Origin of the sequence: Methylobacterium sp. Leaf111 (genome assembly GCF_001423285.1) — a bacterium.
In the GTDB taxonomy this organism is placed as follows: Bacteria; Pseudomonadota; Alphaproteobacteria; order Rhizobiales; family Beijerinckiaceae; genus Methylobacterium.
Window position 1 is genome coordinate 323,259 of the sequence record NZ_LMNE01000001.1, and the last position, 24,793, is coordinate 348,051.

General features: G+C 66.8%; 24 protein-coding genes. 9 read left to right on the forward strand and 15 right to left on the reverse strand.

What is annotated here, in order from left to right; genetic code table 11:
• Nucleotides 1–19 precede the first annotated feature (19 nt).
• Together ASF41_RS01375 and ASF41_RS01380 are read left to right on the forward strand one after the other, a co-directional pair.
• Nucleotides 20–1,126, forward strand: coding sequence for a lysylphosphatidylglycerol synthase domain-containing protein (locus ASF41_RS01375; RefSeq protein WP_056490203.1), 1,107 nt, complete (start codon nucleotides 20–22; stop codon nucleotides 1,124–1,126).
• Nucleotides 1,127–1,136: 10 nt separating this feature from the next.
• Complete coding sequence (locus ASF41_RS01380; protein WP_056490206.1) at nucleotides 1,137–2,051, forward strand: EamA family transporter; 915 nt, start codon at nucleotides 1,137–1,139, stop codon at nucleotides 2,049–2,051.
• A 21-nt stretch (nucleotides 2,052–2,072) separates the two neighbouring features.
• On the opposite strand, the gene ASF41_RS01385 is transcribed toward ASF41_RS01380, so the two are convergent.
• From ASF41_RS01385 to ASF41_RS01425, 11 genes are all read right to left on the reverse strand, one after another.
• Entirely contained in the window at nucleotides 2,073–3,470 is a 1,398-nt protein-coding gene (locus tag ASF41_RS01385; protein ID WP_056490209.1) for a dihydrolipoyl dehydrogenase, read from the reverse strand.
• A gap of 100 nt (nucleotides 3,471–3,570) precedes the next feature.
• Nucleotides 3,571–4,233, reverse strand: coding sequence for a guanylate kinase (gene gmk, locus ASF41_RS01390; RefSeq protein WP_056490211.1), 663 nt, complete (start codon nucleotides 4,231–4,233; stop codon nucleotides 3,571–3,573).
• Nucleotides 4,234–4,245: 12 nt separating this feature from the next.
• The gene (locus ASF41_RS01395) at nucleotides 4,246–5,124 is read right to left on the reverse strand and encodes a YicC/YloC family endoribonuclease (protein WP_056490215.1); all 879 of its coding nucleotides are present in this window, start codon (nucleotides 5,122–5,124) and stop codon (nucleotides 4,246–4,248) included.
• 376 nt (nucleotides 5,125–5,500) lie between these two features.
• Nucleotides 5,501–6,862, reverse strand: coding sequence for an endolytic transglycosylase MltG (gene mltG / locus ASF41_RS01400; protein WP_056490221.1), 1,362 nt, complete (start codon nucleotides 6,860–6,862; stop codon nucleotides 5,501–5,503).
• A gap of 357 nt (nucleotides 6,863–7,219) precedes the next feature.
• On the reverse strand, nucleotides 7,220–7,525 hold the full coding sequence (locus tag ASF41_RS25530; protein WP_200941240.1) for a hypothetical protein: 306 nt from the start codon (nucleotides 7,523–7,525) through the stop codon (nucleotides 7,220–7,222).
• Between the two features lie 218 nt (nucleotides 7,526–7,743).
• Nucleotides 7,744–8,865 carry an ATP-dependent endonuclease gene (locus ASF41_RS23450; protein ID WP_200941241.1) on the reverse strand — a complete coding sequence of 374 codons (1,122 nt, stop codon included), beginning with the start codon at nucleotides 8,863–8,865 and terminating at the stop codon, nucleotides 7,744–7,746.
• Nucleotides 8,866–8,996: 131 nt separating this feature from the next.
• Nucleotides 8,997–10,259, reverse strand: a complete 1,263-nt coding sequence (gene fabF / locus ASF41_RS01405; protein ID WP_056490222.1) for a beta-ketoacyl-ACP synthase II — start codon at nucleotides 10,257–10,259, stop codon at nucleotides 8,997–8,999.
• Between the two features lie 88 nt (nucleotides 10,260–10,347).
• Nucleotides 10,348–10,584, reverse strand: a complete 237-nt coding sequence (locus ASF41_RS01410; RefSeq protein ID WP_018044468.1) for an acyl carrier protein — start codon at nucleotides 10,582–10,584, stop codon at nucleotides 10,348–10,350.
• A gap of 374 nt (nucleotides 10,585–10,958) precedes the next feature.
• Nucleotides 10,959–11,699, reverse strand: a complete 741-nt coding sequence (gene fabG / locus ASF41_RS01415; RefSeq protein WP_056490225.1) for a 3-oxoacyl-[acyl-carrier-protein] reductase — start codon at nucleotides 11,697–11,699, stop codon at nucleotides 10,959–10,961.
• 16 nt (nucleotides 11,700–11,715) lie between these two features.
• Nucleotides 11,716–12,657 carry an ACP S-malonyltransferase gene (fabD, locus tag ASF41_RS01420; RefSeq protein WP_056211430.1) on the reverse strand — a complete coding sequence of 314 codons (942 nt, stop codon included), beginning with the start codon at nucleotides 12,655–12,657 and terminating at the stop codon, nucleotides 11,716–11,718.
• A 117-nt stretch (nucleotides 12,658–12,774) separates the two neighbouring features.
• The gene (locus ASF41_RS01425; RefSeq protein WP_056272808.1) at nucleotides 12,775–13,497 is read right to left on the reverse strand and encodes a carbonic anhydrase; all 723 of its coding nucleotides are present in this window, start codon (nucleotides 13,495–13,497) and stop codon (nucleotides 12,775–12,777) included.
• Nucleotides 13,498–13,728: 231 nt separating this feature from the next.
• Between ASF41_RS01425 and rpoZ the strand changes: the two genes are divergently transcribed.
• The 3 genes from rpoZ to ASF41_RS01440 all read left to right on the forward strand — a co-directional run bounded on the left by rpoZ (nucleotide 13,729) and on the right by ASF41_RS01440 (nucleotide 17,627).
• On the forward strand, nucleotides 13,729–14,139 hold the full coding sequence (gene rpoZ, locus ASF41_RS01430; RefSeq protein WP_056211011.1) for a DNA-directed RNA polymerase subunit omega: 411 nt from the start codon (nucleotides 13,729–13,731) through the stop codon (nucleotides 14,137–14,139).
• Nucleotides 14,140–14,323: 184 nt separating this feature from the next.
• A complete protein-coding gene (locus tag ASF41_RS01435; RefSeq protein ID WP_056490232.1) occupies nucleotides 14,324–16,567 on the forward strand; it encodes a bifunctional (p)ppGpp synthetase/guanosine-3',5'-bis(diphosphate) 3'-pyrophosphohydrolase in 2,244 nt (747 codons plus the stop codon).
• Between the two features lie 385 nt (nucleotides 16,568–16,952).
• Complete coding sequence (locus ASF41_RS01440; RefSeq protein ID WP_056211007.1) at nucleotides 16,953–17,627, forward strand: NYN domain-containing protein; 675 nt, start codon at nucleotides 16,953–16,955, stop codon at nucleotides 17,625–17,627.
• A 554-nt stretch (nucleotides 17,628–18,181) separates the two neighbouring features.
• Here ASF41_RS01440 and smpB read toward each other — a convergent pair.
• Together smpB and dapA are read right to left on the reverse strand one after the other, a co-directional pair.
• Complete coding sequence (smpB, locus tag ASF41_RS01445) at nucleotides 18,182–18,655, reverse strand: SsrA-binding protein SmpB (protein WP_056189358.1); 474 nt, start codon at nucleotides 18,653–18,655, stop codon at nucleotides 18,182–18,184.
• A gap of 82 nt (nucleotides 18,656–18,737) precedes the next feature.
• The gene (gene dapA / locus ASF41_RS01450; protein ID WP_056211006.1) at nucleotides 18,738–19,637 is read right to left on the reverse strand and encodes a 4-hydroxy-tetrahydrodipicolinate synthase; all 900 of its coding nucleotides are present in this window, start codon (nucleotides 19,635–19,637) and stop codon (nucleotides 18,738–18,740) included.
• A 187-nt stretch (nucleotides 19,638–19,824) separates the two neighbouring features.
• On the opposite strand from dapA, the gene ASF41_RS01455 reads away from it, so the two are divergent.
• The 3 genes from ASF41_RS01455 (at nucleotide 19,825) to ASF41_RS24545 (ending at nucleotide 23,119) form a co-directional block, all read left to right on the forward strand.
• Nucleotides 19,825–22,092 (forward strand): transglycosylase SLT domain-containing protein, encoded by a 2,268-nt coding sequence (locus tag ASF41_RS01455; protein WP_056490239.1) that lies wholly within the window; start codon nucleotides 19,825–19,827, stop codon nucleotides 22,090–22,092.
• 69 nt (nucleotides 22,093–22,161) lie between these two features.
• Nucleotides 22,162–22,920 (forward strand): molybdopterin-binding protein, encoded by a 759-nt coding sequence (locus ASF41_RS01460; protein WP_056490242.1) that lies wholly within the window; start codon nucleotides 22,162–22,164, stop codon nucleotides 22,918–22,920.
• A 28-nt stretch (nucleotides 22,921–22,948) separates the two neighbouring features.
• Nucleotides 22,949–23,119 carry a hypothetical protein gene (locus ASF41_RS24545; RefSeq protein ID WP_200917636.1) on the forward strand — a complete coding sequence of 57 codons (171 nt, stop codon included), beginning with the start codon at nucleotides 22,949–22,951 and terminating at the stop codon, nucleotides 23,117–23,119.
• A 7-nt stretch (nucleotides 23,120–23,126) separates the two neighbouring features.
• On the opposite strand, the gene ASF41_RS01465 is transcribed toward ASF41_RS24545, so the two are convergent.
• Nucleotides 23,127–23,345: a hypothetical protein gene (locus tag ASF41_RS01465; RefSeq protein ID WP_056211000.1), complete on the reverse strand. Its 219-nt coding sequence runs from the start codon at nucleotides 23,343–23,345 to the stop codon at nucleotides 23,127–23,129.
• A gap of 131 nt (nucleotides 23,346–23,476) precedes the next feature.
• Entirely contained in the window at nucleotides 23,477–23,656 is a 180-nt protein-coding gene (locus ASF41_RS01470; RefSeq protein ID WP_056189372.1) for a hypothetical protein, read from the reverse strand.
• Between the two features lie 231 nt (nucleotides 23,657–23,887).
• Between ASF41_RS01470 and ASF41_RS01475 the strand changes: the two genes are divergently transcribed.
• The gene (locus tag ASF41_RS01475; protein WP_056272825.1) at nucleotides 23,888–24,757 is read left to right on the forward strand and encodes an outer membrane protein; all 870 of its coding nucleotides are present in this window, start codon (nucleotides 23,888–23,890) and stop codon (nucleotides 24,755–24,757) included.
• The last annotated feature ends 36 nt before the right edge of the window (nucleotides 24,758–24,793 follow it).

Below are 24,793 nucleotides of genomic sequence, written 5' to 3' on the forward strand. Positions count from 1 at the left end.
ACGATTCGGGACGGGTCCGATGCCTGACGAGCCGCGCTTCGCGACGACCCGGGTCGCCGAACGTCCAGCGGGCGAGCGGACCGGGTCCGGTCGTCTCGGGCGCCTCGTGCTGCGCCGGCTTCCCCTGGTCGGAACCCTCCTGGGCCTCGGCCTCGCTGTCTGGCTCATCGCCACCAACGATCTGGCCGCCGTCACCGACGCCTTCGGCCGGGTCGGCGCCGGCGGCCTCGCGGCCATCGTGCTGGTGCGGCTGTCGGTGATCCTTCTGTGCGGCCTCGCCTGGGGCTGCGTCATCCAGGGGCTCGCGGGGCTGGGTCAGGCCCGCACCGGAGCCTTTGTCCTGCTGCGCCTCGTCCGTGAGGGCATCAACGTGCTGCTTCCGGTGGCCTCCGTCGGCGGCGACGTGGTGGGCGGCCGCCTGCTGACCTTCTGGGGAACCACCGGAACCCTGGCGGCCGCCTCGATCCTCGTGGACATGCTGTTCCAGGCTGGGACCCAGGCCGTCTTCGCCCTGGCGGGGGTGGGCCTCCTGCTTCAGGTCGGCGGCGAGGCGGCGCAGGCGCTGGCCACCTGGGTCCTGCGCGCCCTGGCGGTCACCGCCCTGCTGCTGGGGGCTTTCCTGGCCGTCCAGCGCAGCGCCGCGGCGCGCGCGATCGGGCGCAGGGCCGTCGACGGCGTGCGCCGCGTCTTTCGGGGTGACCCCGTCGCTCCGTCGCCGTCGGGCGGCAGCGTCTACGACGCCCTCGATGCCGTCTGGGCACCGGGTCGGCGCGGACGGCTCGCGGCGTCCGTCCTGCTGCACCTCGCCGCCTGGGGACTGGGCGCCCTGGAGATCTGGATCGCGCTCACCTGCAGCGGCGTCGATTCGGTGAGCTTTACCGAGGTCGTTGTGATCGAGGCCCTGAGCCAGGCCATCAAGTCGGCGGCCTTCCCGGTGCCGAGCGGCCTCGGCGTCCAGGAGGGCGGCTTCGTCCTGCTCGGCAGCCTGTTCGGCATCGATGCGGGCACTGCCCTCGCCCTGTCGCTGATCAAGCGCGTGCCCGACGTCGTCCTCGGCCTTCCGGCCCTGCTGCTCTGGCAGGCCCTGGAAGCCCGGCGCGCGCTGATCCTGCCCCCGGCGGCCTGACGCCCGCGCCATGGCTCCCGCTTCGCACGGATCTTCGGCCCCCGGCGGCCTGGCCGCCACGCTGCTGCCCGTCGCGGCTCTCCTGGGCAGCATCGTCTCCCTCAGCGTCGGCACTTCCTACGCCAAGCAGCTGTTCCCGATCCTGGGCGCGGAGGGCACGACCGCGCTGCGGGTCGGCCTCTCGGCGCTGATGCTCGTCGCGATCTGGCGGCCCTGGCGCCTGCGTCCCGGCCGCGCCGACCGGCGGGCCCTGCTGCGCTACGGGGCCGTGCTGGGCGCCATGAATTTGCTGTTCTACCTGTCCTTGCGCACGATCCCCCTCGGCCTCGCCATCGCGATCGAATTCTCCGGGCCCCTGGCGCTCGCCCTCGCGGTCTCCCGCCGGGGGATCGATTTCGCCTGGATCGGCTGCGCGATCCTCGGCCTGTCGCTGCTGCTGCCCCTCGGCGACCTGTCCACCGGGCTCGATCCCGTCGGCGTCGCCTGCGCGCTCGGCGCCGCCCTGTGCTGGGCGCTCTACATCGTCTTCGGCCAGCGCGTCGGTCATCTCCATGGCGGACGGGCGGTGGCCATTGGCATGTCGGTGGCGGCCCTGGTGGTGCTGCCGTTCGGCATCGCGAAGGCGGGGACGCTGCTGCTGCAGCCGGCCATGCTCGGAATCGGCCTAGCGGTGGCGGCCCTGTCGAGCGCCCTGCCCTACACGCTGGAGATGGTCGCCCTGAAGCGGTTGTCGAAGCAGAGCTTCGGCGTTCTGCTCAGCCTTGAGCCGGCCGTGGGCTCGCTGGCCGGCCTCGCGATCCTGGGCGAGCACCTCACCCCCACCGAGTGGCTGGCCATCGCCTGCATCGTGGTGGCCTCGGTGGGCAACACGGTGACGAGCCATCGCGGCCGGGTGGCCGCCGCGGCCGCGCTGACGCCGGTCTGACGGTCGCGCGACGGATCCGGCTCAGCGGTCCAGGGCGGCGACGATCGCCTCCAGGGCGGTCTTCAGCCCCTCCTCCACCGTCGGGTGATAGATCGGCCGGTCGAGAAGAGCCTCGGCGGTCAGCCCGTCCGCGATGGCAAGGGCGAGGAACTGGGCCAGGTGCTCGCAGGCCGGTCCGAGCATCTCGGCCCCCCGGAGGGTGCCGCTGCGGTCGGCGTAGAGGTGCAGCGCTCCGGCATTCTCGGCCATGATCCGGGCCCGGCCCTGGTCGCCGAAATCTACGCTGCCGCGGACGAGGGTCGCGTCCGCGGGATCGTAGGGCGCGCCGACGCTCGCCGTCTGCGGCTCGGTGAACACCATGGCGAGGTTGGTCCAGCGCCGGGGCGCTTCGACGGCGTGGCGGCCGGAGGCGACGAGACGGGCCGCGTTGGCGCCGGCGATCCGGCCCTGGCGGGCGGCCTCGTGCAGCACCGGCCGATCGGCGTTGGCGTCGCCCGCGAGGAAGACCGGGCCGCCGGCGCAGAGCAGGCTGCGGGCATCGAACGCCGGCATCCCGTGTTCGTCGAGGGAGAGGCCGGCGGCCTCCAACCCGAGATGCCGGACGTTGGGGGGCCGCCCGGCCGCCGCCAGGACCCGCGCGAAGGTGCCGGTCCCGGTCGCCCCGGCCGCGTCGGTCCAGGTCAGGCGCACGCCCTCGGGCGCGCGGTCGCCCTCCGTGACCCTGCAGCCGAGGCGCAGCGTCATCTCGGCCCCGAAGAGCCGGCGGGCCGTCTCGGCGAGGCCGTCGTCGCGCAGGGACGCGAGGTGCGTGCCGGGGTCGAACAGGGTCACGGCGACGCCGAGGCGGGCCATGGCCTGCGCCAGCTCGAGGCCGACGGCGCCGCCGCCGAGCACCGCCAGGGACTCGGGCAGGTCGGGGATCTCGAACACCGTGTCGCTGGTGAGGAGCCGGTCGCCGAGGTCGCGCAGGGGCTCGGGGACGGCCGGGCTGGAGCCGGTGGCGACGATCGCGGCGCGGAAGCGCAAGGCGGTGTGGTCGTCCACCGCCAGGGTGTCGGGCCCGGTGAAGCGGGCGCGGCCGGCGATGCGGATTTCGGCGGGCAGTTCGTCGACGCCCGCGCGGACGCCGGCCACGAAGCGGTCGCGCTCGCGCCGGACGCGCGCCATCACGCGGGGGCCATCCACCCGAACGGAGCCGGCATCGATGCCGAACACGTCGGCGTGGCGGGCCGCATGGGCGGCGTTGGCGGCGGTGATCAGCAGCTTCGAGGGCATGCAGCCCACGCGGGCGCAGGTGGTGCCGCCCGGCCCGGCTTCGATCAGGACGGCGTCGGCGTCGCGATCGCGGGCGGCGCGGAGAGCGGCGAGACCGGCGGTGCCGGCGCCGATCACGGCGATGTCACAGGATCTCTCGCGCATCGCGACGGCTCTCGGGTTCGCGCCTCTCGACCCCGACCGTCGGAATCGCGGGCCAACCCCCGTGCCTCGATGAACGTTCCTGTCTGCGGCAACCCGCCCGTCAGTCGGGCTCGGCGAGCAGGCCCTCCACGAAGCTGGTCAGGCCGGTGCGGCGGGCGCGCTTCAGGCGCTCGGCGATGAGGATGCCCTCCAGGGAGCGGAAGGCGTCGTCGAGGTCGTCGTTGACGATGACGTAGTCGTACTCGGTCCAGCGCTGGATCTCCATCCGGGCGTTGGCGAGGCGCTTCTCGATGGTGTCGGGCGAATCCTCGGCCCGGCGCTCCAGGCGGTGGCGCAGCTCGGCCAGCGAGGGCGGCAGGATGAACACCGTGACGACGTCGTCGGCGAGCTTGGCGCGCACCTGCCGGGTGCCCTGGTAGTCGATGTCGAAGATCATGTCCCGGCCGGCGCCCAGCACCTTCTCCACCGGGCGACGCGGGGTGCCGTAGAAATTGCCGTGCACCTCGGCCCATTCGAGCAGGTTGTCGGCGCTGCGCAGGGCGTCGAAGGCCTCGCGGTCGATGAAGGTGTAGTGCTTGCCGTCGATCTCGGACGGGCGGCGCTGCCGGGTCGTCACCGAGATCGAGAGGTCGAGGCCCCATTTCGGGTCGGCGGCGACGGCCCGGGTCAGGGTCGTCTTGCCCGCGCCCGAGGGGGAGGACAGGATGAGGATGAACCCGCGCCGCGCGATCACCCCGGCCTCCATCGTCAAACCGTCCCGCATCGCTGAAAAAACCTACTCGACGTTCTGAACCTGCTCCCGGAATTGCTCCACCACGGCCTTCAAGTCGAGTCCGATCCGCGACAGCGCGATGTCATTCGCCTTGGCGCACAGGGTATTGGCCTCGCGCCCGAGCTCCTGGGCCAGGAAGTCGAGCTTGCGCCCGATGGCACCGCCGGCGGCCAGGAGCTCGGCCGCGCTGGCGAGGTGGGCCTGGAGGCGGTCGAGCTCTTCGCGGACGTCGGCCTTGGCGGCGAGCAGCACCGCCTCCTGGTGCAGGCGGTCGGGATCGAGGTGGCCCGCCTCCAGCAGCGTCGCGACGGTGGCGGCGAGGCGCGCCTTCACGGCCTCGGGCGTGCGGGCCGGGCAGGCTTCGGCGGCGGCGGTGAGCCGGGCCATCGCGGCGAGCTGGCCCTCGATGACCCCGCGCAGGGCCCGCCCCTCGGCGCGGCGCGCCTCCACGAGATCGGCGACGAGGCGGACCACGCCCTCGGCGAGGTCACGGGCCAGGGCCTCCGCGTCGGCGCCGGGCTCCTCGTCGGCCTCGACGACGCCCCGGATGCCGAGCAGCCCGTCGAGGGTGGCGGGCGCCACGCCCTCGGGCCGGGGCACCCGCGCGATGGCGGCGGCGAGCTGGCCGAGCAGCGCCTCGTTGATCCGGACGCGGGGCGCCGCCTCCGGCCGGGTGAGGGTGAGGGAGAGCTGGCACTGGCCCCGCGCCAGGGTCTTCTGCAGGGCGGTGCGGGCGACCTCGCCCACGGCGTCGTAGCCGTTGGGAACGCGCAGGCGCACGTCGAGCCCGCGCCCGTTCACGCTGCGGACCTCCCAGGCCCATTGGACCGGCCCGGTGGAGCCGGCGGCGCGGGCGAAGCCCGTCATGCTGGAGAGGATCATGGCTGTCTTCGCGTTCGTCCCGGCCCCTGTGGGGAGAGGCTGGGGGTGGTCGGGGGACCCTGCCGGTTGCGGAGGCGGGTCGGTTGCAGGACATGATACGGGCTCCGCTTGATTCAAGCGGGGTCCGTATCGCTCAGCCCGCGCGGCGCTTGAGCGAAGCCGAACTCCGCCATCCCGAAGGGATCAAACGGAGTTCGTATGACACCCCGTCATTCCGAGGCGCCGCAGGCGAGCCCGGACCCGCAGGGGCGCCGGAGGCGTGCAATCCAGAGCCGCCGACGGCGCAAGGCCTTGCCCCACCTGTGTGTCTGGATCCCGGGCACCGCTGCGCGGCCCCGGGATGACGGGGTGGATCATCCGGTTGCGTGGGCGGACGCTACGGCTGCTTGAGCACCGGCACGGTCTTGGGCGAGTTCAGGTCGAAGGTCTTGTTGCGCAGGGGGTCGAGGCGCGTGCCCTCCGAGGCGTCGAAGGCCTTCGCGCGGTTGCCGGTGCCGTCGGGGCTGGCGGCCATGTTGGTGCCGTCGGGAGCGTAGGCCGAGGCGGTGCCGGGGACGGTGGGCGCACCCGGCGGATCGGCCTTGTCGACCACCGCGTCCGGCGTCGGCGTCTGGCGGGCGCGCTCGACCTGGCGCCAGCGGGCGACGTTGCGGGAATGGCCCTCCAGGGTCTCGGCGAAGGCGTGGCCGCCGGTGCCGTCGGCCACGAAGAACAGGTCCTTGGTACGCGAGGGGTTGGCCACGGCCTCCAGGGCGGCGCGGCCCGGATTGGCGATGGGCCCCGGGGGCAGGCCCTCGATCACGTAGGTGTTGTAGGGCGTGGCGCGCTCGATCTCGGCGCGCTGGATGCCGCGCCCGAGGGTGCCGCGCCCGCCCACCAGCCCGTACACGATGGTGGGGTCCGACTGCAGCTTCATGCGCTTGTTCAGGCGGTTGACGAACACCCCGGCGACGCGGGGCCGCTCGTCGGCCCGGCCGGTCTCCTTCTCCACGATGGAGGCCAGGGTCACCATCTCGGCCGGCGTCTTCACCGGGATCTCGGCCGAGCGGCGCAGCCAGATCTGGTTCAGGACCTCGCGCTGCTTGGCGCGCATCAGGTTGACGATCTGCTGCCGGGTGGCGCCGCGCTCGAACTTGTAGGTGTCGGGCAGGAGCGAGCCCTCGGGCGGGATCTCGTTGACGTCGCCGGTGAGCACGTCGTTGTCGTTGAGGCGCATCACGATCTGCTCGGAGGTCAGCCCCTCCGGGAAGGTGATGGCGTGCTGCACCTGCCGGCCGGAGGACAGGGTCTCGATGGCCTCCCCGATGCTCGCATGGGCCTTGAAGGTGTACTCGCCGGCCTTGAGGGCCTTGCCTGAGAAGCGGGCGGCCCACTCGAACAGGGCGGTGTGGGTGATGACGCCCTCGCGGCTGAGCGCCTCGGCGATCTCGGTGGTGCCGCTGCGGGGCGGGATGACCACGACCTTGTCGGCGGGCAGCGGACCCGGCTCCTTGGTCTGGCGCTCGAACAGGGTCACGCCGATCATCACGGCGATGGCCAGAACGACCGAGGCGGTGAGCAGGCCGGAGATGCGGGCCAGCAGGCCGCCGCGCTCACGGACCGGACGGTCGGGCGGCGGCGGCGCGGCGGTGGGCTTGATCGCCTCGCTGGGGCTGCGCGGCGAGAGCCGGTTGGGCAGGGCCGGCTCGTCGGAGGGCACCGGCGTCTGCGCCGGATCTGGGCGTTTGCGGAAGAACATGGACATCCTGTTCGGGCCTCAGGTCCCCGCCCCGGCCGCAGCCGGATTTTTTAGGGGAGTCCGTACGCCCGAGTCGAGAGGGGCGCACGGGACGGGCAGTTTGGCGCGCGAACTTGGTGGGTTTTGTGGCGAAGGTTGGCTTCCAGCAACCTAGGTTGTCTAATTGCTCGCGACCACCATAGTGGGAGTTCAATACGTCGTATTTTCCTCACCACCAGATTGAGTTGCCGAACGGAAACATGCGTGTGTAAGTAAATCTAACATTTTTGATCGTATTATTTGACCGGATGTGCTTGTAGATGTATCACGAGTGTTTTTTTAGATTCCGGGTGTTAATTTGATTAATAGAAATTACTTCTATGCTAAAAGATCTTCGAGATTTCTTTTCAAACTTGTCGCTCTTTCAGGATATTCTGTATGTAAATCAATCATCGACTCGCTAAATTTATTCTCTGGCACTTTATTCTTTAGTTGGCGGAACACAAACTTACCCTTAGCGCCCTTAAGTGGCCGTTGTTGCAGTGCTTTCCAGACGACTTGATTCGTTGGGCTGCCGCCTGCCTTATGTAGTTCTTCATTATGCGCCGCGCGTTGCTTTACAAACTGCTCGTTGATCGGAACTTGGTGCTGCGCTGAAATCTCGGTTAACCAAGCTTCGCACATTTCAGGTGATTGGCCAGTAAGCGACGCAAGGAAATCGATGTGACAAAATTCAGCTTCGATATCAGACTGGTCTGTTATCCAAAGCCTAATGCCATCGCTATTATAGCCGTCTTTTAGGCGATCAACCTCATCGTCTGTCAGCGAGTCGCGATCACGGTGTACAAGTATTTTAAATTTGTTGCCCAGTGAAAGCCTTAACTCCTCAGCTTCTTCTTTTTTTATAGATGTTTATAGCCTCTACCTGGCAGAATAGCGACTGCCCGTTCGATATCTGGCCACTGACGAATTAATTTCTTAAGCAAATCGTTTTTTGCATCTTCACTGATAACAATAACTTTTTTGCCGAACGCTCCCCAACCAAGAGCTAACTCAACAACAGATCTATCATCGGTCTTTTTCTGTCCATCTGCAAGCCAAACTACATTTGTGTCAGCTGGTGCTCCTCTTACGATAAAAGGTGAGTGAGTAGTCATAATTATTTTTATCGATTGCGCACGAGCGATTCTCAGCAAACTCTCCGCAAGCTTTTCTTGAACAATTGGATGCAAATGTATATCGGGCTCGTCAATAAGCAATATCGATGGCTTGAAAAGTAATATATAGCAAAATATTTTTATTAGTTGGAGATATCCAGTGCCAAGAAGTTCGAGTGGCAACGAGAGCGCCCCAATTCTTGCATCTGCATGAATATCAAAATCCGTTGCTTCGTTAAATTTTACGTCTAATTCAATCTGCCCTAACAAAGGCTGCAGCCAGCTTTCGATTTGATCAAGTTCTTGTTCTGATAAAAGATTTAAGGCATTACGAAGATATACATTTGAGTCGCCGAATGAACATGCCTTTAATACAACTCTTTTAGGATTTTTCTGTTCAACATTTGGAATTCCAGAAATTCCTGGAATAAATCCACTAAAAAATGTTTCTTCTCCGCGGAATAGCGGGCGGACCGGATCAGGAAGCTCTCCCTGAACAGAGATGCCGGCATTCCTGGCCGATCTCATTTCAAGATGCGCGGTGATTTGTCCACCTTCATCATCGATAAACTTGAAATGGACCTTCGATGACGGACTAATTGCTCGATTGCCCCAGTCGGCTCCGTGCCCGAGACGCCAATACTCGTCAGATGGGAGGTAGTCTAAATCGCTGACCCGCACCATAACTGTCGAACCTGCACGGATTCGTTCGGCTTGCCTCATTAGGCATGAAGCCAGATGGAGGGCTTGCAAAACAGAAGATTTTCCACTTCCGTTCGAGCCGACCAATATATTTAGATCTTTGAGTGGTAGATCGATACTGTCAATTCTCTTAAATTTTTCGACTCTAATTGACTCCAGTTTCATTCTGAAACCCCATGAGACCGAAAGAATAAACTGAAAATTTCAAGTATATCGCCTTATTAGATGATTAATTTAACTTAAAAAATATACAAGATATGATTTGCTGTAAATCGATAAGTATAAATATTATGAAATCAATCCACCCGCCGCATCACCAAGCTCGCATTCGTCCCACCGAACCCAAAAGAATTCGACAGCACCGTATCCACCCGCTTGCGCTTGGCCTCGTGCGGCACGAGGTCGATCGCGGTCTCGACGGAGGGGGTGTCGAGGTTGAGGGTCGGGGGCAGGATGCCGTCGCGGATGGCCAGGATCGAGAAGATCGCTTCCACGGAGCCGGCGGCGCCGAGGAGGTGGCCGATGGAGGACTTGGTGGAGGACATCGAGGCCTGGGCCGCGTGGTCGCCGAGCAGGCGCTCCACGGCCTTCAGCTCCAGCTCATCGCCCATGGGCGTCGAGGTGCCGTGGGCGTTGATGTAGTCGAGGTCGCTGGCCTGGATGCCGGCGCGCTTCACGGCGGCGCTCATGCAACGGAAGGCGCCGTCGCCGTCCGGGGCCGGCGAGGTGATGTGGTAGGCGTCGCCCGTGAGGCCGTAGCCGATCACCTCGGCGTAGATCTTGGCGCCGCGGGCCTTGGCGTGCTCGTATTCCTCGAGCACGACGACGCCGGCGCCCTCGCCCATGACGAAGCCGTCGCGGTCGCGGTCGTAGGGGCGCGAGGCCTTGGTGGGGGCGTCGTTGAAGCCGGTGGAGAGGGCGCGGCAGGCGGCGAAACCGGCGAGCGCGAGGCGGTTCACCGGCGATTCGGCGCCGCCCGCCACCATGACGTCGGCATCGCCGAACTGGATCAGCCGGGCCGCGTCGCCGATGGCGTGGGCGCCGGTGGAGCAGGCCGTCACCACCGCGTGGTTCGGGCCCTTCAGGCCGTGCGCGATCGAGATCTGGCCCGAAGCCAGATTGATGATGCGGCCGGGAATGAAGAAGGGGGAGATCCGGCGCGGGCCCTTGTCGTGCAGGGTCACCGAGGCGTCGTAGATGCCGCCGATGCCGCCGATGCCCGAGCCGACCATGACGCCGGTGGCGCACTGGTCCTCGTAGGAGGTCGGGTGCCAGTCGGAGTCGTTCAGGGCCTCGCCGGCGGCCGCCATCGCGTAGACGATGAACGGATCGACCTTGCGCTGCTCCTTCACCTCCATGAAGGCGTCGGGATTGAAGCTGCCGTCGCTGCCGTCGCCGAAGGGCACGGAACAGGCGATGCGGCAAGCGAGATCGTCGACGGGGAACGCCGTCACGACCTTGGCCGCCGATTCGCCGGCGATCAACCGGCTCCAGGTGGCTTCGACCCCGCTGGCCAGCGGCGTCACCATCCCCAAGCCCGTCACCACTACCCGACGCATCGCGCTATCCCGAACCGGTCCTGTCATCACAACGAATGGCGCGCGGAGTCCGTTTCAGGGGACCCCGCGGACGCACGACCCGTGACGTTTAAGCGGAGTTCTTCTCGAGGAACTTCACCGCATCGCCGACCGTCTGGATGGTCTCGGCGGCGTCGTCGGGGATCTCGACGTTGAATTCTTCCTCGAACGCCATCACGAGCTCGACGGTGTCGAGGCTGTCGGCGCCGAGATCATCGATGAAGTTCGCGCCCTCGACCACCTTCTCCGGCTCCACGCCGAGGTGCTCGACAACGATCTTCTTCACGCGCTCAGCGATATCGCTCATCGGTCTTGGTCCTTAGCTCTTCAAGGTCGTGATGGTGCAAGGATCTTGTGGGTGAAGAGACTTGCTGGTGGAAGGTCGGTGAAGGTGCCGTGGCCGCCGTCCCGTCCCGGGACGACCTGTTCGGATGGAGCGGCCGGTGTGTTCGATCGCGCGTTTCGGGCAAGTCACCGGACTTGTCCAGTCAGTGACCCACGTTTTTCAAACCTCCGCAACACGCTGAATCGGCACCCCCCTCGCACGGCAGCCGGGGTGTTAACACAGGGTTCCGACGCTGGCGAGAGGCTGTTCACAACCCGTTCATCGGTGTGGCCTTTTCGAGCCAATCGCCTGTTTTTTGGTCTGTGCGCCGCAGCGAAACCGGGGGTCAGAACCCCTCAATACATGGCCATGCCGCCGTTCACGTGCAGGGTCTGGCCGGTGATGTAGGCGGCCTCGTCGGAGGCGAGGTAGATCGCGGCGGCGGCGATGTCGGCGCCGGTGCCCAGCCGCCCCATGGGGACGCGGCCGAGGATGCCCTCGCGCTGCTTCTCGTTCAGCGCGTCGGTCATCGGCGAGGTGATGAAGCCCGGCGCGATGCAGTTGACCGTGAGGTTGCGGGTGGCGACCTCGGCCGCCAGGGCCTTGGTCATGCCCACCAGGCCCGCCTTGGCGGCGGCGTAGTTGACCTGGCCCGGATTGCCGGTGGCGCCCACCACCGAGCCGATGTTCACGATGCGGCCGTGGCGGCGCTTCATCATGCCCTTCACGGCCGCCCGCGACAGCCGGAACGCCGCCGAGAGGTTGACGGCGATCACCGCGTCCCACTCGTCGTCCTTCATGCGCAGCACGAGGTTGTCGCGGGTGATGCCGGCGTTGTTGACCAGGATGTCGAGGCCGCCCAGCGCCGCCTCCGCCGCCGGCACCAGGGCCTCCACCGAGGCCTTGTCGGAGAGGTCGCCCGGCACGACGTGGATTCGCTCACCCCCGAGCTCGGCCGCGAAGGCCTCCAGGGCCGCCTGGCGCGTGCCCGAGATGGCGAGGGTCGCGCCCTGCGCGTACAGCCCCCGGGCGATGGCGCCGCCGAGGCCGCCGGTGGCGCCGGTGACGAGGGCCTTGCGGCCGGTCAGGTCGAACATGGGCTTTCCTCGAGGTTCAGCCGAAGGCAGGGAACGCGGCGATGTCGTCGGGGGTGCCGACCGCGCTCGCCGACGCGCCGGCGGCGATCCGCTTGACGAGTCCGGTGAGCACCTTGCCGGTGCCGATCTCGGTGAACTGGTCGACCCCAGCGGCCGCCATGGCGGCGACGCAGTCGCGCCAGCGCACGGTTCCGGTGACCTGGGCGACCAGGGCCTCGCGAATCGCGGCGGGATCGGTGAGGGGCGCGGCCAGCACGTTGGCGTAGACCGGCACCACGGGGCTGTGCATCGCGACCTCGACAAGTGCTCTCTGCATACGAGCGGCGGCCGGCGCCATCAGCGAGCAGTGAAACGGGGCCGAGACGTTGAGCAGGACCGCGCGCTTGATCCCCCGCCCCGGGGCCAGGGCCACGGCCCGCTCGACCGCGTCCTTGTCGCCGGAAAGCACCACCTGGCCACCGCCGTTGTCGTTGGCCACCTCGCAGACCGCGCCCTCGGCGGCCTCCGCGGCGATCGCCTGCGCGGTCTCGGCATCGGCCCCGATCAAGGCCGCCATGGCGCCGGCCCCGGGGGCCACCGCGTCCTGCATGGCGGTGCCGCGGATGCGCAGCAACCGGGCGGCGTCCGCGATGGAGAAGGTGCCGGCGGCGCACAAGGCCGTGTACTCGCCCAGGGAATGGCCGGCCACGCAGGCGACGTCCCGCTTCAGGTCGAGGCCGCGCTCGGCCTCCAGCACCCGCAGGGTCGCGAGGCTCGCGGCCATCAGGGCGGGCTGGGCGTTGGCGGTGAGGGTCAGTTCCTCCACCGGGCCCTCGAACATCAGGCGGGAGAGCGGCTGGCCCAGGGCCTCGTCGACCTCCGCGAACACGTCGCGGGCCTGATGGAAGTGTTCGGCCAGCGCCCGTCCCATGCCGACGGCCTGACTGCCCTGGCCGGGGAAGATGCAAGCGCGCGCCATGGTGAAGTCCTCGTCGTGCCGGGTCGCCCCGAGAGGCTCGGCCCGGGACAGGAAGGGCGGCGCAGTCGCACCGCCCGCCACCTGTGTCAACATGGCACCGCAGCGAGGCCGGGCGCCCTACCCCTCGTTGAAGAAGTCGACCGTGCCGGAATCGAGGCTGTAGGAGGCTCCGACGATCCGAAGCTTGCCGGCCTTCAGGGGATCGAGGAGCGACGGCTCCGAAGCGCTGCGCAGGCGCTCCACCACCCGGTTGACGTTGGCGCGCACGCAGTTCTCGGTGAAGTCGCCGGGCTTGTCGCGCTGCGACAGCACCGCGGGCACGATCGGCTCGATCATCCGGCCGATCGAACCCGGAAACACGGTGTTGTTCTGAACGACGTCGATCGCCGCTTCCACCGCGCCGCAGCGGCTGTGGCCCATCACCAGCACCAGGGGCACGCCGAGCTGCGAGACGCCGTACTCGATGGAGCCCAGAGCGGCGGTGTCGACGCAATTGCCGGCGTTGCGCACGATGAACAGCTCGCCGAGGCCGCGCCCGAACAGGATCTCCGGCGACACGCGTGAATCTGAGCAGCTCACCAGCACCACGAACGGGGTCTGGCCCAGCGCGATCTCGATCCGGCGCTCGCGACCCTGGACCGCGCGGACAGGGCTGTCGGTCTGGTAGAGGCGGTTGCCTTCCTTCAGGGCCTCCAGCGCCTGGTCGGCGGTCAGGGTCGTCTTCTTGGTCGAAGGCGCCGCGGCGAAGGCGAGGGTCGGCAACGCCGTGGCCGCGAAGCATCCGGCCCCGAGCCGGCATCCACAGCCGAGCAGGCTGCGACGACTGAGTATCGTGGTCATGGTGGAATATCCCCCCTCGCCCGGCCGATGCACCGCCGCGCCCGGATCTTCTAAACCGTGCCGCAGCACCGCGTCGCTGAGGCGTTATGCGGGACCGCAGAAAGGGATTGCCGGAGGATCGCCGAACGTGCGCAACGGGATAGACCCGCCGCAGCGCTTGTTGCCCGGCGTCAAGGGGTGTATGAGGCGGGCTCAGCCCAGAAATTCCGTCCGAGGAAGGAGCCGTCCGCCATGGCTCGCGTCACCGTTGAAGACTGCATCGACAAGGTCGAGAACCGCTTCGAGCTGGTTCTGCTGGCCAGCCACCGTGCTCGCCTGCTCGCCGCCGGCGCGCCGCTGACGATCGATCGCGACCGCGACAAGAACCCCGTCTGCGCCCTGCGCGAGATCGGCGACGAGACGATCACCGCGGACGACCTGAAGGAGCAGCTCATCCACTCGATGCAGAAGTACGTCGAGGTCGACGAGCCGGAGGCCGAGACCGTGCCGCTGCTGTCGAGCTCGCCGGCCGCTGCCGCCGTCGCCCCCCCCTCCTCCAGCGACGACAGCGCCGTCCAGTTCGATCGCATGAGCGAGGAAGACCTGCTACGCGGCCTCGAGAACCTGGCGCCGCCCACCGAGACGGACGACGAGGCCGAGTAGGCCATCGTCGATTCCCCAGATCCGATGAAGGACCCGGCCGCTGCGCCGGGTTTTTTCGTCTCGGGACCCCGGAATCGCGGCCGATGCGACGCCGTGGGGCTGGCGTGCCCGCGTGCGATGCGGGACACATCATGGGAACGGATCCGGTACCGGGGCCGTCGCGCGTGAAAGGGTCTTCCGGCGGATGATGCGCCAATACGAACTTGTCGAGCGGGTGAAGCGCTACAATCCCGCCGCGAACGAGGCCCTGCTGAACCGCGCCTACGTCTACGCCATGCGCGCCCACGGCACGCAGAAACGGGCCTCCGGGGACCCTTTCTTCGCCCACCCCCTCGAAGTCGCCGCGATCCTCACCGACCTCCGGCTCGACGATGCCACGATCGTGGCGGCCGTTCTGCACGACACCGTGGAGGATACGGCGGCGACCCTGGACGAGATCCGCGAGCTTTTCAGCCCGGAGATCGGCGCCCTGGTGGACGGCCTGACCAAGCTGAAGCGCCTCGACCTCGTGTCCAAGCGGGCGGCGCAGGGGGAGAATTTCCGCAAGCTGCTCCTGGCGGTGGCGGCCGATGTCCGGGTGCTGCTCGTCAAGCTCGCCGACCGCTTGCACAACATGCGTACACTCCACCACATGCGGGCGGACAAGCGCGAGCGGATCGCACAGGAGACCCTCGACATCTATGCGCCGCTCGCCGGGCGGATGGGCATGCAGGAGTTGCGCGAGGAACTCGAGGATCTCGCGCTCCGCAATCTCAAGCCGGAGATCTACGCCACCATCGCCCAGCGGCTGTCCGACCTCTCCGCCAAGTCGGAACGCCTCGTCGAGAGCATCGAGCATGACCTGACCGCCAAGCTCGCGGCCCAGGACATCAAGGCCGTCGTCACGGGGCGGCAGAAGCGGCCCTACTCCATCTCGGCCAAGATGGAGCGCAAGTCGGTCGCCTTCGAGCAGTTGTCCGACATCTTCGGCTTCCGTGTCGTGGTCGAGACCCTGGCCGATTGCTACGGCGCTCTCGGTGTCGTGCACACGAGCTGGCCGATGGTCCCAAGCCGGTACAAGGACTACATCTCGACGCCGAAGCAGAACGACTACCGTTCGATTCACACCACGGTGATCGGCCCGAAGAGCCAGCGCGTCGAGCTGCAGATCCGCACGGCGGCCATGGACGAGATCGCCGAGTACGGCATCGCGGCGCACGCTCACTACAAGGAGAGCGGCGGCAAGGACGAGATCGGCGGTGGACACCCGCGTCTCGCGACCGAGAGCGGCGCCTACCAATGGCTGCGTCGAACCATCGAACTCCTGGCTGAGGGCGACAGCCCCGAAGAATTCCTGGAGCACACCAAGCTCGAACTCTTCCAGGACCAGGTGTTCTGTTTCACACCGAAGGGTCGCCTGATCGCCCTCCCCCGCGGGGCGACCCCGATCGATTTCGCCTACGCCGTCCATACGGACGTTGGGAACTCGGCGGTGGGTGCCAAGATCAACGGCCGCATGGCACCGCTGCTGCACGAACTCGTCAATGGCGACGAAGTCGAGATCGCCCGGTCGGATGGCGCCTCGCCGCCTGCTGCGTGGGAATCCCTGGTGGTGACCGGTAAGGCGCGTTCGGCGATCCGGCGCGCGACCCGCTCGGCCGTCCGGCGCCAATATGCGGGCCTCGGACGCCAGATCCTCGATCGTGCCTTCGAGCGGGCGGCCAAGAGCTTCTCGGAGGATAAGCTCCGCGGGGCGCTGCCCCGTCTCGCTCGTCAGAGCACCGAAGATGTCTTCGCCGCCGTCGGACGGGGCGAGATGTTCTCGGGCGATGTCGTGCGGGCGGTCTATCCGGACTACAAGGACGAGCGCCGCGGTGCCCCGGCACCCCTGCCGCAGCCGACCTCGACCGACGGAGCCGGGCGCCTCAGTCTGTCCAAGGATCAGACCATGCGGCTGACCTTCCCGGAGGGGCGAAGCGCGGAGCATGGCCGCTCGGACGGGATTCCGATCCGCGGTCTCGACAGCGACCTGCCGGTCAGCTTTGCGCCCAACGGTGGTGCTGTTCCGGGCGACCGCATCGTCGGTATCCTGACGTCGGGCGTCGGCGTCACGATCTACCCGATCCAGTCGGCTGCCCTCGCCGATTTCGACAACGAGCCCGATCGCTGGCTTGACGTGCGCTGGGACGTCGAGGCCGGGACGAGCGAGCGCTTTCCGGCACGTCTCGCCCTGCAATCGATCAACGAGCCCGGCGTCCTCGCACAGATCGCTCAGGTGATCGCCGATCATGACGGCAATATCGACAATGTTTCGATGAAGCGGAAGACGCAGGATTTCACCCAAATCGTCATTGATCTCTCGGTCTGGGACCTGAAGCACCTGAACGCCATCATCTCTGAGCTTCGCGGAAAGCGGACCGTGAACAAGGTCGAACGCGTCAACGGCTGAGGCGAAGGCGCGCTTAAAAAACCCGAAGCGTCTATTTGGCCGCCTGCCGCTCCCCTTTCGCCCATCCGATCGCGTGAGGACGAGAACGCGAAGGACCCGATGCGGCACGCAGCGACGGTTGTATTTCTGGCGTGAACTTCTGCAGATTGCTGTCTGCCCGAATTCATATCCGACGAAATTTGACTTCTGACGTGATACGGCTTTAAACAATCAGAAGGTATTTCAGTCGACAAAGCTTCGTTGCGTGATCAATCCGTTCTTTTTTGCTTCGAGTGCATTCTGAGCATCTGCAACCAGGGCTGAGGAGCAAGCATAAGGTTCGGGGTCGCCCACCATTTTTTACAAAGATATTCGTTTTTTGTCTTCCTCTTAAGCGGGTCAACCCATGAGCGCACAACAGCGCAGCGCCATATTTATTGATGGCGCGAATCTTTACGCAGCGACAAAGGCACTCGGGTTCGACATCGATTACCGACGTCTTCTCCGAGAGTTCCAGTCAAGAGATTCGCTTCTTCGCGCCTTTTATTATACGGCAATTGTTGAAGACCAAGAATATTCGTCCATTCGTCCGCTGATCGATTGGCTCGATTACAATGGCTTTCGTGTCGTCACCAAGCCTGCGAAGGAATTCGTCGATTCGATGGGTCGGCGGAAGGTGAAGGGCAATATGGATATCGAGCTGGCGATCGACGCGCTCGAACTGGCCCCCCATATCGACCACATGGTGCTCTTCTCCGGCGATGGGGATTTTCGGTCCCTGGTCGAGGCGATGCAGCGCCGCGGTGTTCGGGTCACGGTCGTCAGCACGATCCAGACGCAGCCCGCGATGATCGCGGACGATCTGCGCCGGCAGGCCGACGAGTTCGTGGATCTCGCGCAACTGATCGCACGGATCGGCCGCGATCCCGGCGAGCGAAGCCCGCGCGCCCCGGACAGCCGAAATTCCGGCGATACGGGAACCCGCTTCCGCGGCGAGACGCCGGAGCGCTCGGCGCGGCCGAGCCCCGCTCTGGAAAGCCGTTACGGCATTCGCCAGAGCGATGAGGCGGTCGAGCCCTGAAACGTCGGAAGACTGGCGCTTGCCGCAGAGACTGAAGGATAAGGCCGGGCGATCCCGTCGCCCGGTCGAACGTCATGCCGGCCGACGGGTATCGAGCCGTCCTGGCAGAAGTCATCGGCACCTCGGTCGAGGCACAAGAGCAACGTTTGGGCGACAGCCTATCCCGTCGCATAAGCTTCGTTCCAGCGTTTGTAGCGGCGCGTGACGGCGATGCCGGAATGGCGCAACCTGCTCCGTGACGTCTCCAGCTCAAATTGGAGGCGGCGATCACGGTGCAGACGATCCTGTCCCGCGTGACCGATGCGCCGTCTGGGCCGATGTCCGGCACGACCCGTTCCTGCCGCTGGCCGGCGGGGACCCAGTGACGATGCTCGGTGTGGCCCGCCGGCGGACGCGGATGGCGTTATGGGTTCTCGGCCGCCTTCGGAAAACAGGGCTAGCGCGCAACGTCTGACGACCCGTAGGCGCCCGGACAGCGGACGCGCTGCCGCATGTCGTCTGACCCCGATCTTAATGGCCGCGGCATTGCCCGGGCTTGCGAACCACTCGTGGCCTCAGCCCTTGTCACGCATGATGCGGGCGCGGTCGCGCTGCCAATCCCGCTCCTTCGAGGCCTCGCGCTTATCGTGCAGCTTTTTGCCCCGACCGAGGCCGAGCTCGATCTTGGCGCGTCCCTGCTCGTTGAAGTAGATCTTCAGCGGCACCACGGTGAAGCCCTCACGCTGGGTGGCGCCGATCAGCTTGTTGATCTGCTTACGATGGAGCAGGAGCCGGCGGGGCCGCTTGGTCTCGTGGTTGAAGCGGTTCGCCTCGACGTATTCCGGGATGTAGGCGTTAAACAGCATCAGGTCGGTGCCGGACGGGCCTGCATAGGCCTCCCCGATCGTCGCCTTGCCCTTGCGCAGGGATTTGACCTCGGTCCCCGTCAGGGCGAGTCCGGCCTCCAGCGTATCGGTGATCTCGTAGTGGTAGCGGGCGGCGCGGTTATCAGCGACGACGCGGCGGTTCGATTCGGGTTTGGGAGCCATCACAACGTCGGGTCAGGCCGGTCGCGCCATCGCGACCGGGCCGAGGAATATGGTTCTGCGCGGACCGCTTTGCCAGTCGGGCTCAGGCGTCGAGCAGGCCCGCGTGACGCAGGGCTGCGTCGACCAAGGTTTTCGTCTCTGCACTGACGGTGAGGAGCGGCAGCCGGACCTCGTCGGTCATCAGACCGAGCCGCGCGAGCGCGTACTTCGCCGGTGACGGGTTCGGCTCCACGAACATGCTGGCGTGCAGCGGCATCAGCCGGTCCTGGATCTGCAGCGCTTTGGCATAGTCGCCACCGAGGCTCGCCTCCTGGAGATCGGCACAGAGCCGTGGCGCGACATTCGAGACCACCGAGATGCAGCCGTGGCCGCCATGAGCGTTGAAGCCGAGCGCCGTCGCATCTTCGCCCGAAAGCTGGATGAAGTCTTCGCCCATGGCTTGGCGCTGCAGGCTGACCCGGTCGAGCTTGGCCGTTGCGTCCTTCACGCCGGCGATGTTCTTCAGTTCGTACAGGCGCGCCATCGTCTCGACGCTCATATCGACGATGGAGCGCCCGGGAATGTTGTAGAGGATGATCGGAATGCCGATGGCGTCGTTCACGGCCTTGAAATGCGCGTAGAGGCCGGCCTGGGTCGGCTTGTTGTAGTACGGCGTGACCACGAGTACGGCATCCGCTCCCGCCTTCTCGGCGTGGCGGGCGCGCTCCACCGCCTCGGCAGTGGAATTGGAGCCGGCGCCAGCGATCACGGGAACGCGGCCGGCGGCCTCCTCGATGCAGATCTCCACCACCCGGTCGTGCTCGGCATGGCTGAGGGTCGGGCTCTCGCCGGTGGTACCGGTGGGAACGAGCCCGTGGATGCCCTCGGCGATCTGCCAATTCACGAATTTGCGAAAGGCCGCCTCGTCGAAGGCGCCGTCCTTGAACGGAGTCACGAGGGCGGACATCGCGCCCCTGAGGCGTCGTGTGGAGGTCTCGGTCATCCTGGCGTTCCCAGACGTCGGTCTCGTCATGCGCCGGTTGTCCGGCAGCGGCACCGCTTCGCGCGGACGGGGAGACATAGGCCGTCGCCCGCACCGGCGCAAACGCTGCTTTCATGGGGTTAATGCCTTCTTAATGCCCTTCGGGTGAGCTTGAAGGTCTGTCCACGGTGATGGGACTGGAAGAACCATGGTGTTCTCGACGCAACGCGCGGCCCTGATACTGGCCCTCAGCCTGGCTTCGGCCGGCGCTCTCGCGGCCTCGGCGGGCCCGGACGGGGAGCCGAGCCTGCGGCCGGCGAGCGACGCGGTGGCGCCCTCCGCGGCACTGCCCGAAGCCAAGATCCCCGACCCGGTCGCGGCGGACGCGCTCAAGATCGACGCGAAAGCACCGGAGGCCGCCCCGAGCCAGGTTCTTCCCGCCGCCGCCAAGGCCTATGCCTCCGCCGACCCTGAGGCCGGCATCGCGTTTCCGCTTCCCGACGCGGCGGTTTCGCCCGCAGCTCCGATTCCCGATGTGCCGGACCCGGCCCGGGCGGCACAGGTGGCGCCTGACGTGGACCTGCCGGCCCTGCGCCAAGCCATCGACGCCTATCGCAAGGGGCGCGTCTCCGAGGGCGACCGTCTGCGCGACGGGGTCAAGGACCCGGCCGCGCGCGCGCTCCTCGAATGGGTGGCGATCCGGGCCGGTGCCGGCATCGGCTTCGAACGCACCGTCGCCTTCACGCGCAGCAATCCCGACTGGCCGGCCGGCCCCCTCCTGCGCCGCCGCGCCGAGGAGGCCTTGCTGACCGAGCGCAGGAATTCCGCCACGGTGCGGGCCTTCTTCGCCGCCTCGCGGCCGGCGAGTGCGCCGGGCAAGTTCGCTCTGGCGCTGGCCTTCAAGGCCGACGGCCTCGACGGGGACGCCGCCGCTCTGGTGCGCGACCTGTGGCGCTCGGAAACCTTCGGCCGGAATCTCGAGACGAAGGTGCTGGATGCCTTTCCGACGGTTCTGACCCGGATCGATCACCGCTACCGCATGGAGCGGGCCCTTCTGAAGGAGGATTACGACACGGCCGGTCGCGCCGCGACCCTGGCCGGCGGCAGCTACGCGACCCTGGTCCGTGCCCGCCGAGCCGTGGAGGACAAGAGTTCGACCGCGCCTGCCGCCCTCAACGCGGTCCCGCCGTCGCTGCGCAGCGATTCCTCCTACATCCTGTCCCGGGCGCAGTACCTGCGCCGCCACGACAAGGTCGTGGAGGCGGCCGCGATTCTGGCCACCGCGCCGACCAACGCGGACGTTTTGGTCGACGGCGACGAATGGTGGGTCGAGCGCCGGATCGTCGCCCGCAAGCTCATCGACGCCAACGACCCCGCCGCCGCCTATGCGGTGGCCCGCGCCCCCTGCGCCCGCACGGTGGAGAAGCGCATCGAGGCCGAGTTTCACGCCGGCTGGATCGCCCTTCGCTTCCAGGACGATGCCGCGAAGGCGGCGCAGCACTTCGACGAGGCCGCCCGGATTGCCGAGACGCCGATCTCGCTCGCCCGCACCGCGTATTGGCAGGGCCGGGCCGCCGAGGCGATGGGCCAGGCCGGGTCCGCCAAGACCTTCTACGAGCGCGCCGCTCTCCAGCCCATCGCGTATTACGGACAACTGGCGCGGACCAAACTCGGACGTTCCAGCCTGTCCCTGCGCAGCATCCCCAGCCTCGACGCGACCCAGCAGGCCGCCTTCGACCAGCGCCTCTACGTCCGTGCCCTGAAGATGCTGGAGGCTGCCGCGATCCGCGACCTCGCGCTACCGCTCTACATCGATACGGCGAACCGCCTCACGGATGCGGCCGAACTCGAAGCGCTCGGCAACGTCGCCGCAGAGCAGCGCAACTCCCGCGCCCTCGTCGCCATCGGCAAGATCGCGGTGCAGCGCGGGCTACCGCTCGACGCCCACGCCTACCCGACCATCGGCATCCCGAACTACGAGGCTTCGGCCGCCGTTCCCCTGGTGGAGAAGGCGATGGTCTTCGCCATCGCTCGGCAGGAAAGTCAATTCGACCCGCAGGCGCAATCCAGCGTGGGCGCTCGCGGCTTGATGCAGATGATGCCGGCCACCGCCCAGCGCACGGCGCGCCGGGTCAGCGCCAGCTTCGACCCGGACCGCCTGACCAGCGACCCCGCCTACAATGCCCGCCTTGGTCAGGCCCATCTCGGCGAACTGATGGAGGATTGGCGCGGCTCCTACATCCTTGCCTTCGCTTCCTACAATGCCGGCGGCGGGAACGTGAAGAAATGGATCGACGCCTACGGCGATCCCCGCAAGGGCGGTGTCGACCCCATCGACTGGGTCGAGCGCATCCCGTTCACCGAGACGCGCAACTACGTTCAGCGGGTGATGGAGAACCTGCAGGTCTACCGCAATCGCCTGGACGGCAAGAGCGCCCTCCTCATCGACGGCGACCTTCAGCGCGGGGCGCGCTGAAGGTCGCGTGGTCAGGCGGGTCCAGCCGCGCTACTTGGCAGGGTCTCCCCCGCTTGCCCCGGATCCGCCGTGCCCGAACCCGCCGAAACCGCCGCCGTCACCGCCGCCGTCCTGGTCATCGGTGACGAAATCCTGTCCGGGCGCACCAAGGACAAGAACATCGGTACGATCGCGGACTATTGCACCGCCATCGGCATCGACCTAAAGGAAGTGCGGATCGTTCCCGACGAGGCCGACCGCATCGTCCCTGCCATCAATGCCCTGCGCGTTTCCTACACCTACCTGTTCACCACCGGGGGCATCGGCCCGACCCACGACGACATCACCGCCGACTGCGTGGCTGCCGCCTTCGGCGTCGCGATTGACGTGGATCCGCGGGCGAAGGCGATGCTGCTGGAGCGCCACAAGCCCGAGGACCTCAACGAGGCCCGCCTTCGCATGGCACGCATCCCCGCCGGGGCCGATCTCATCGCCAACCCGATCTCCAAGGCGCCGGGCTTCCGCATCGACAACGTCATCGTCATGGCGGGTGTGCCGGGGATCATGCAGGCCATGCTCGACAATGTCGGGCCGACGCTGGTGACCGGCGCCAAGGTCCTGTCGGAAACGATCGAGGCCGGCAATCTACCCGAAGCCAATTATGCCGGCGGTCTCGCGGCCATCGCCAAGGCTCATCCCACGGTCTCGATCGGCTCCTATCCGTCGATGACGCCGAACGGTTTTGCCAATCGCATCGTGGTGCGCGGCCGGGAAGCCACGTCTCTGGACGCCGCCCGGGCCGAGGTGGACGCGCTGCTCGCGAGATTGCGCAGCGGCACGCCCGCCTGAAGAATCCCAGAACCGGCCCGCTCCCATCGTGATCGCCCTCTTCGTCTGGCTCGGCTCGATAAGCGACGATGCCGGGCGCCTCTTCCCGCCGGCCCTGATCGGAAACATCTTCAGTGACACCGCCCTGGTGGCGGTTCTGAACTTCGGTCGGGTCGCGCCGGAGGTCGAGGCGCAAAGAGCCTCCGACGGTGCGGTGTGAGCCCTCCCTAATCGTTCTGGTCGGGCCGACCCCGGACGTAGCCGTGCGAGATGAGGCGATCCCGGCGCAGGGTCCGGCGCTCGGCCTCGCACAGGTCCGTGAGGGCATCGGCCACCGCGCGATGGAGCGCGAGAACCGCATCGCCGCCGGCCTCTTCCAGGTAGGCGGCCACGATCGCCGCCGCAGGCGAAGTCCAGGCAGGCGTGGAGGTGGACCGTGGCTGCATAAGCGATCCTGAGTAAGAACATATCAGGAACATGCGGCCGAAGGTCAGGAATGGTCAACCGATCTGTCGAGCTTTTCCTCGCCCTCCCGACATCTCGGGAGCCGGCACACGCAAATGTGCCGGCGCCGACGTCAGGCTCGGACCAGGCCCTTGCCTTTCACGGCAGCCGCGAGGGCCTTCAGGTTACGGTTGAGATCAGCGATCTCATTCAGGGCGATCGTCTTGTGGCCGTCCTTGACCGCGCGCTCGATGTCACTGACCTGGTCGGTGGCGATGCGCTTCAGTTCGGCGGCGAGCTGGTCCCGTGTCATCGTCGCTCCTGTCACGGCTGGAGGGGTGCCGGACCGGGATAGCGCGACGTGCTTAACCGGCCGTTGTCGGCCCCCGCAGTGCATCGCGGCTCGCATGCCGACGGGGCCGTCCGCCGGAATTTCTTACGCCGTCTGACGCTTCCGAGGGGGGTGTGGCTTGCGGGGCATAGTCGGCTCGGACAACCGCGAGTAGCTTGACGGCAACTCTCCGACCCTGGGACAGACACCCCGATGATTGCAAAGACTTTCCTGGCTGGCCTCGCTTCGCTCGCCGCCATCGGCGCAGCAAATGCCGCCGACCTTCCGCGCCGTCAGGCGCCCCCGCCGGTCTTCGTGCCGGTGCCGGTCTTCACCTGGACCGGTTTCTACGTGGGAACGCACAGCTCCTACACCTTCAGCGACAGCCAGACCATTCGCACGGTCGGCAACAACGCCAACACCGCCACGAACGTCGCTCTCGGCCGCCGCGCTCCCAGCTTCAAGGCCGAGCAGGATGGCATCGGCAACATCGGTGGCGGCATCGGCTATAACTACCAGTTCACCCCGGGCTCCGGCTTCGTCGTCGGCGCCGAGGCCGACGTCACCTGGACCGACATCGGCAAGCGCCGCGACTATTTCGGCCCGGCCATCGCCCAGAACAACTTCATCCCGGATCCGAGCAGCTACCGGAACCGTCTGAACTATCTCGGCACCGTCCAGGGTCGCCTGGGCTACGCTTTCGATCGGTTCCTCGTGTACGGGACCGGTGGTTTCGCCTACGGCGAGGTCAAGTACCAGGCCGACTTCTTCAACACCGCCAACCAGCTGGCCTATTTCGGTCGCTACAAGGGCATGGAGACGGGCTACGTCTACGGCGGCGGAATCGAGTACGCGATCCCCACCGACAGCTTCCTGAACCGCTTCAACTTCATCGGCGGCCTCCTCGGCGCCAGCGCCATCACGCTGAAGGCCGAGTATCTCCGCTACGACCTCGGCAGCCGCAACGTTCTGGTGAACAACACCGGTCTCGGCGCTCCGGCGACCGGCTCGTACACCTCGCGCTTCAACACCGAGGGCAACCTGATCAAGGCTGGTTTCAACTACAAGTTCGGCTCGATGTAAGCTTCGATCCGGCGGCCCCGCGGGGCCGTCGCGTTC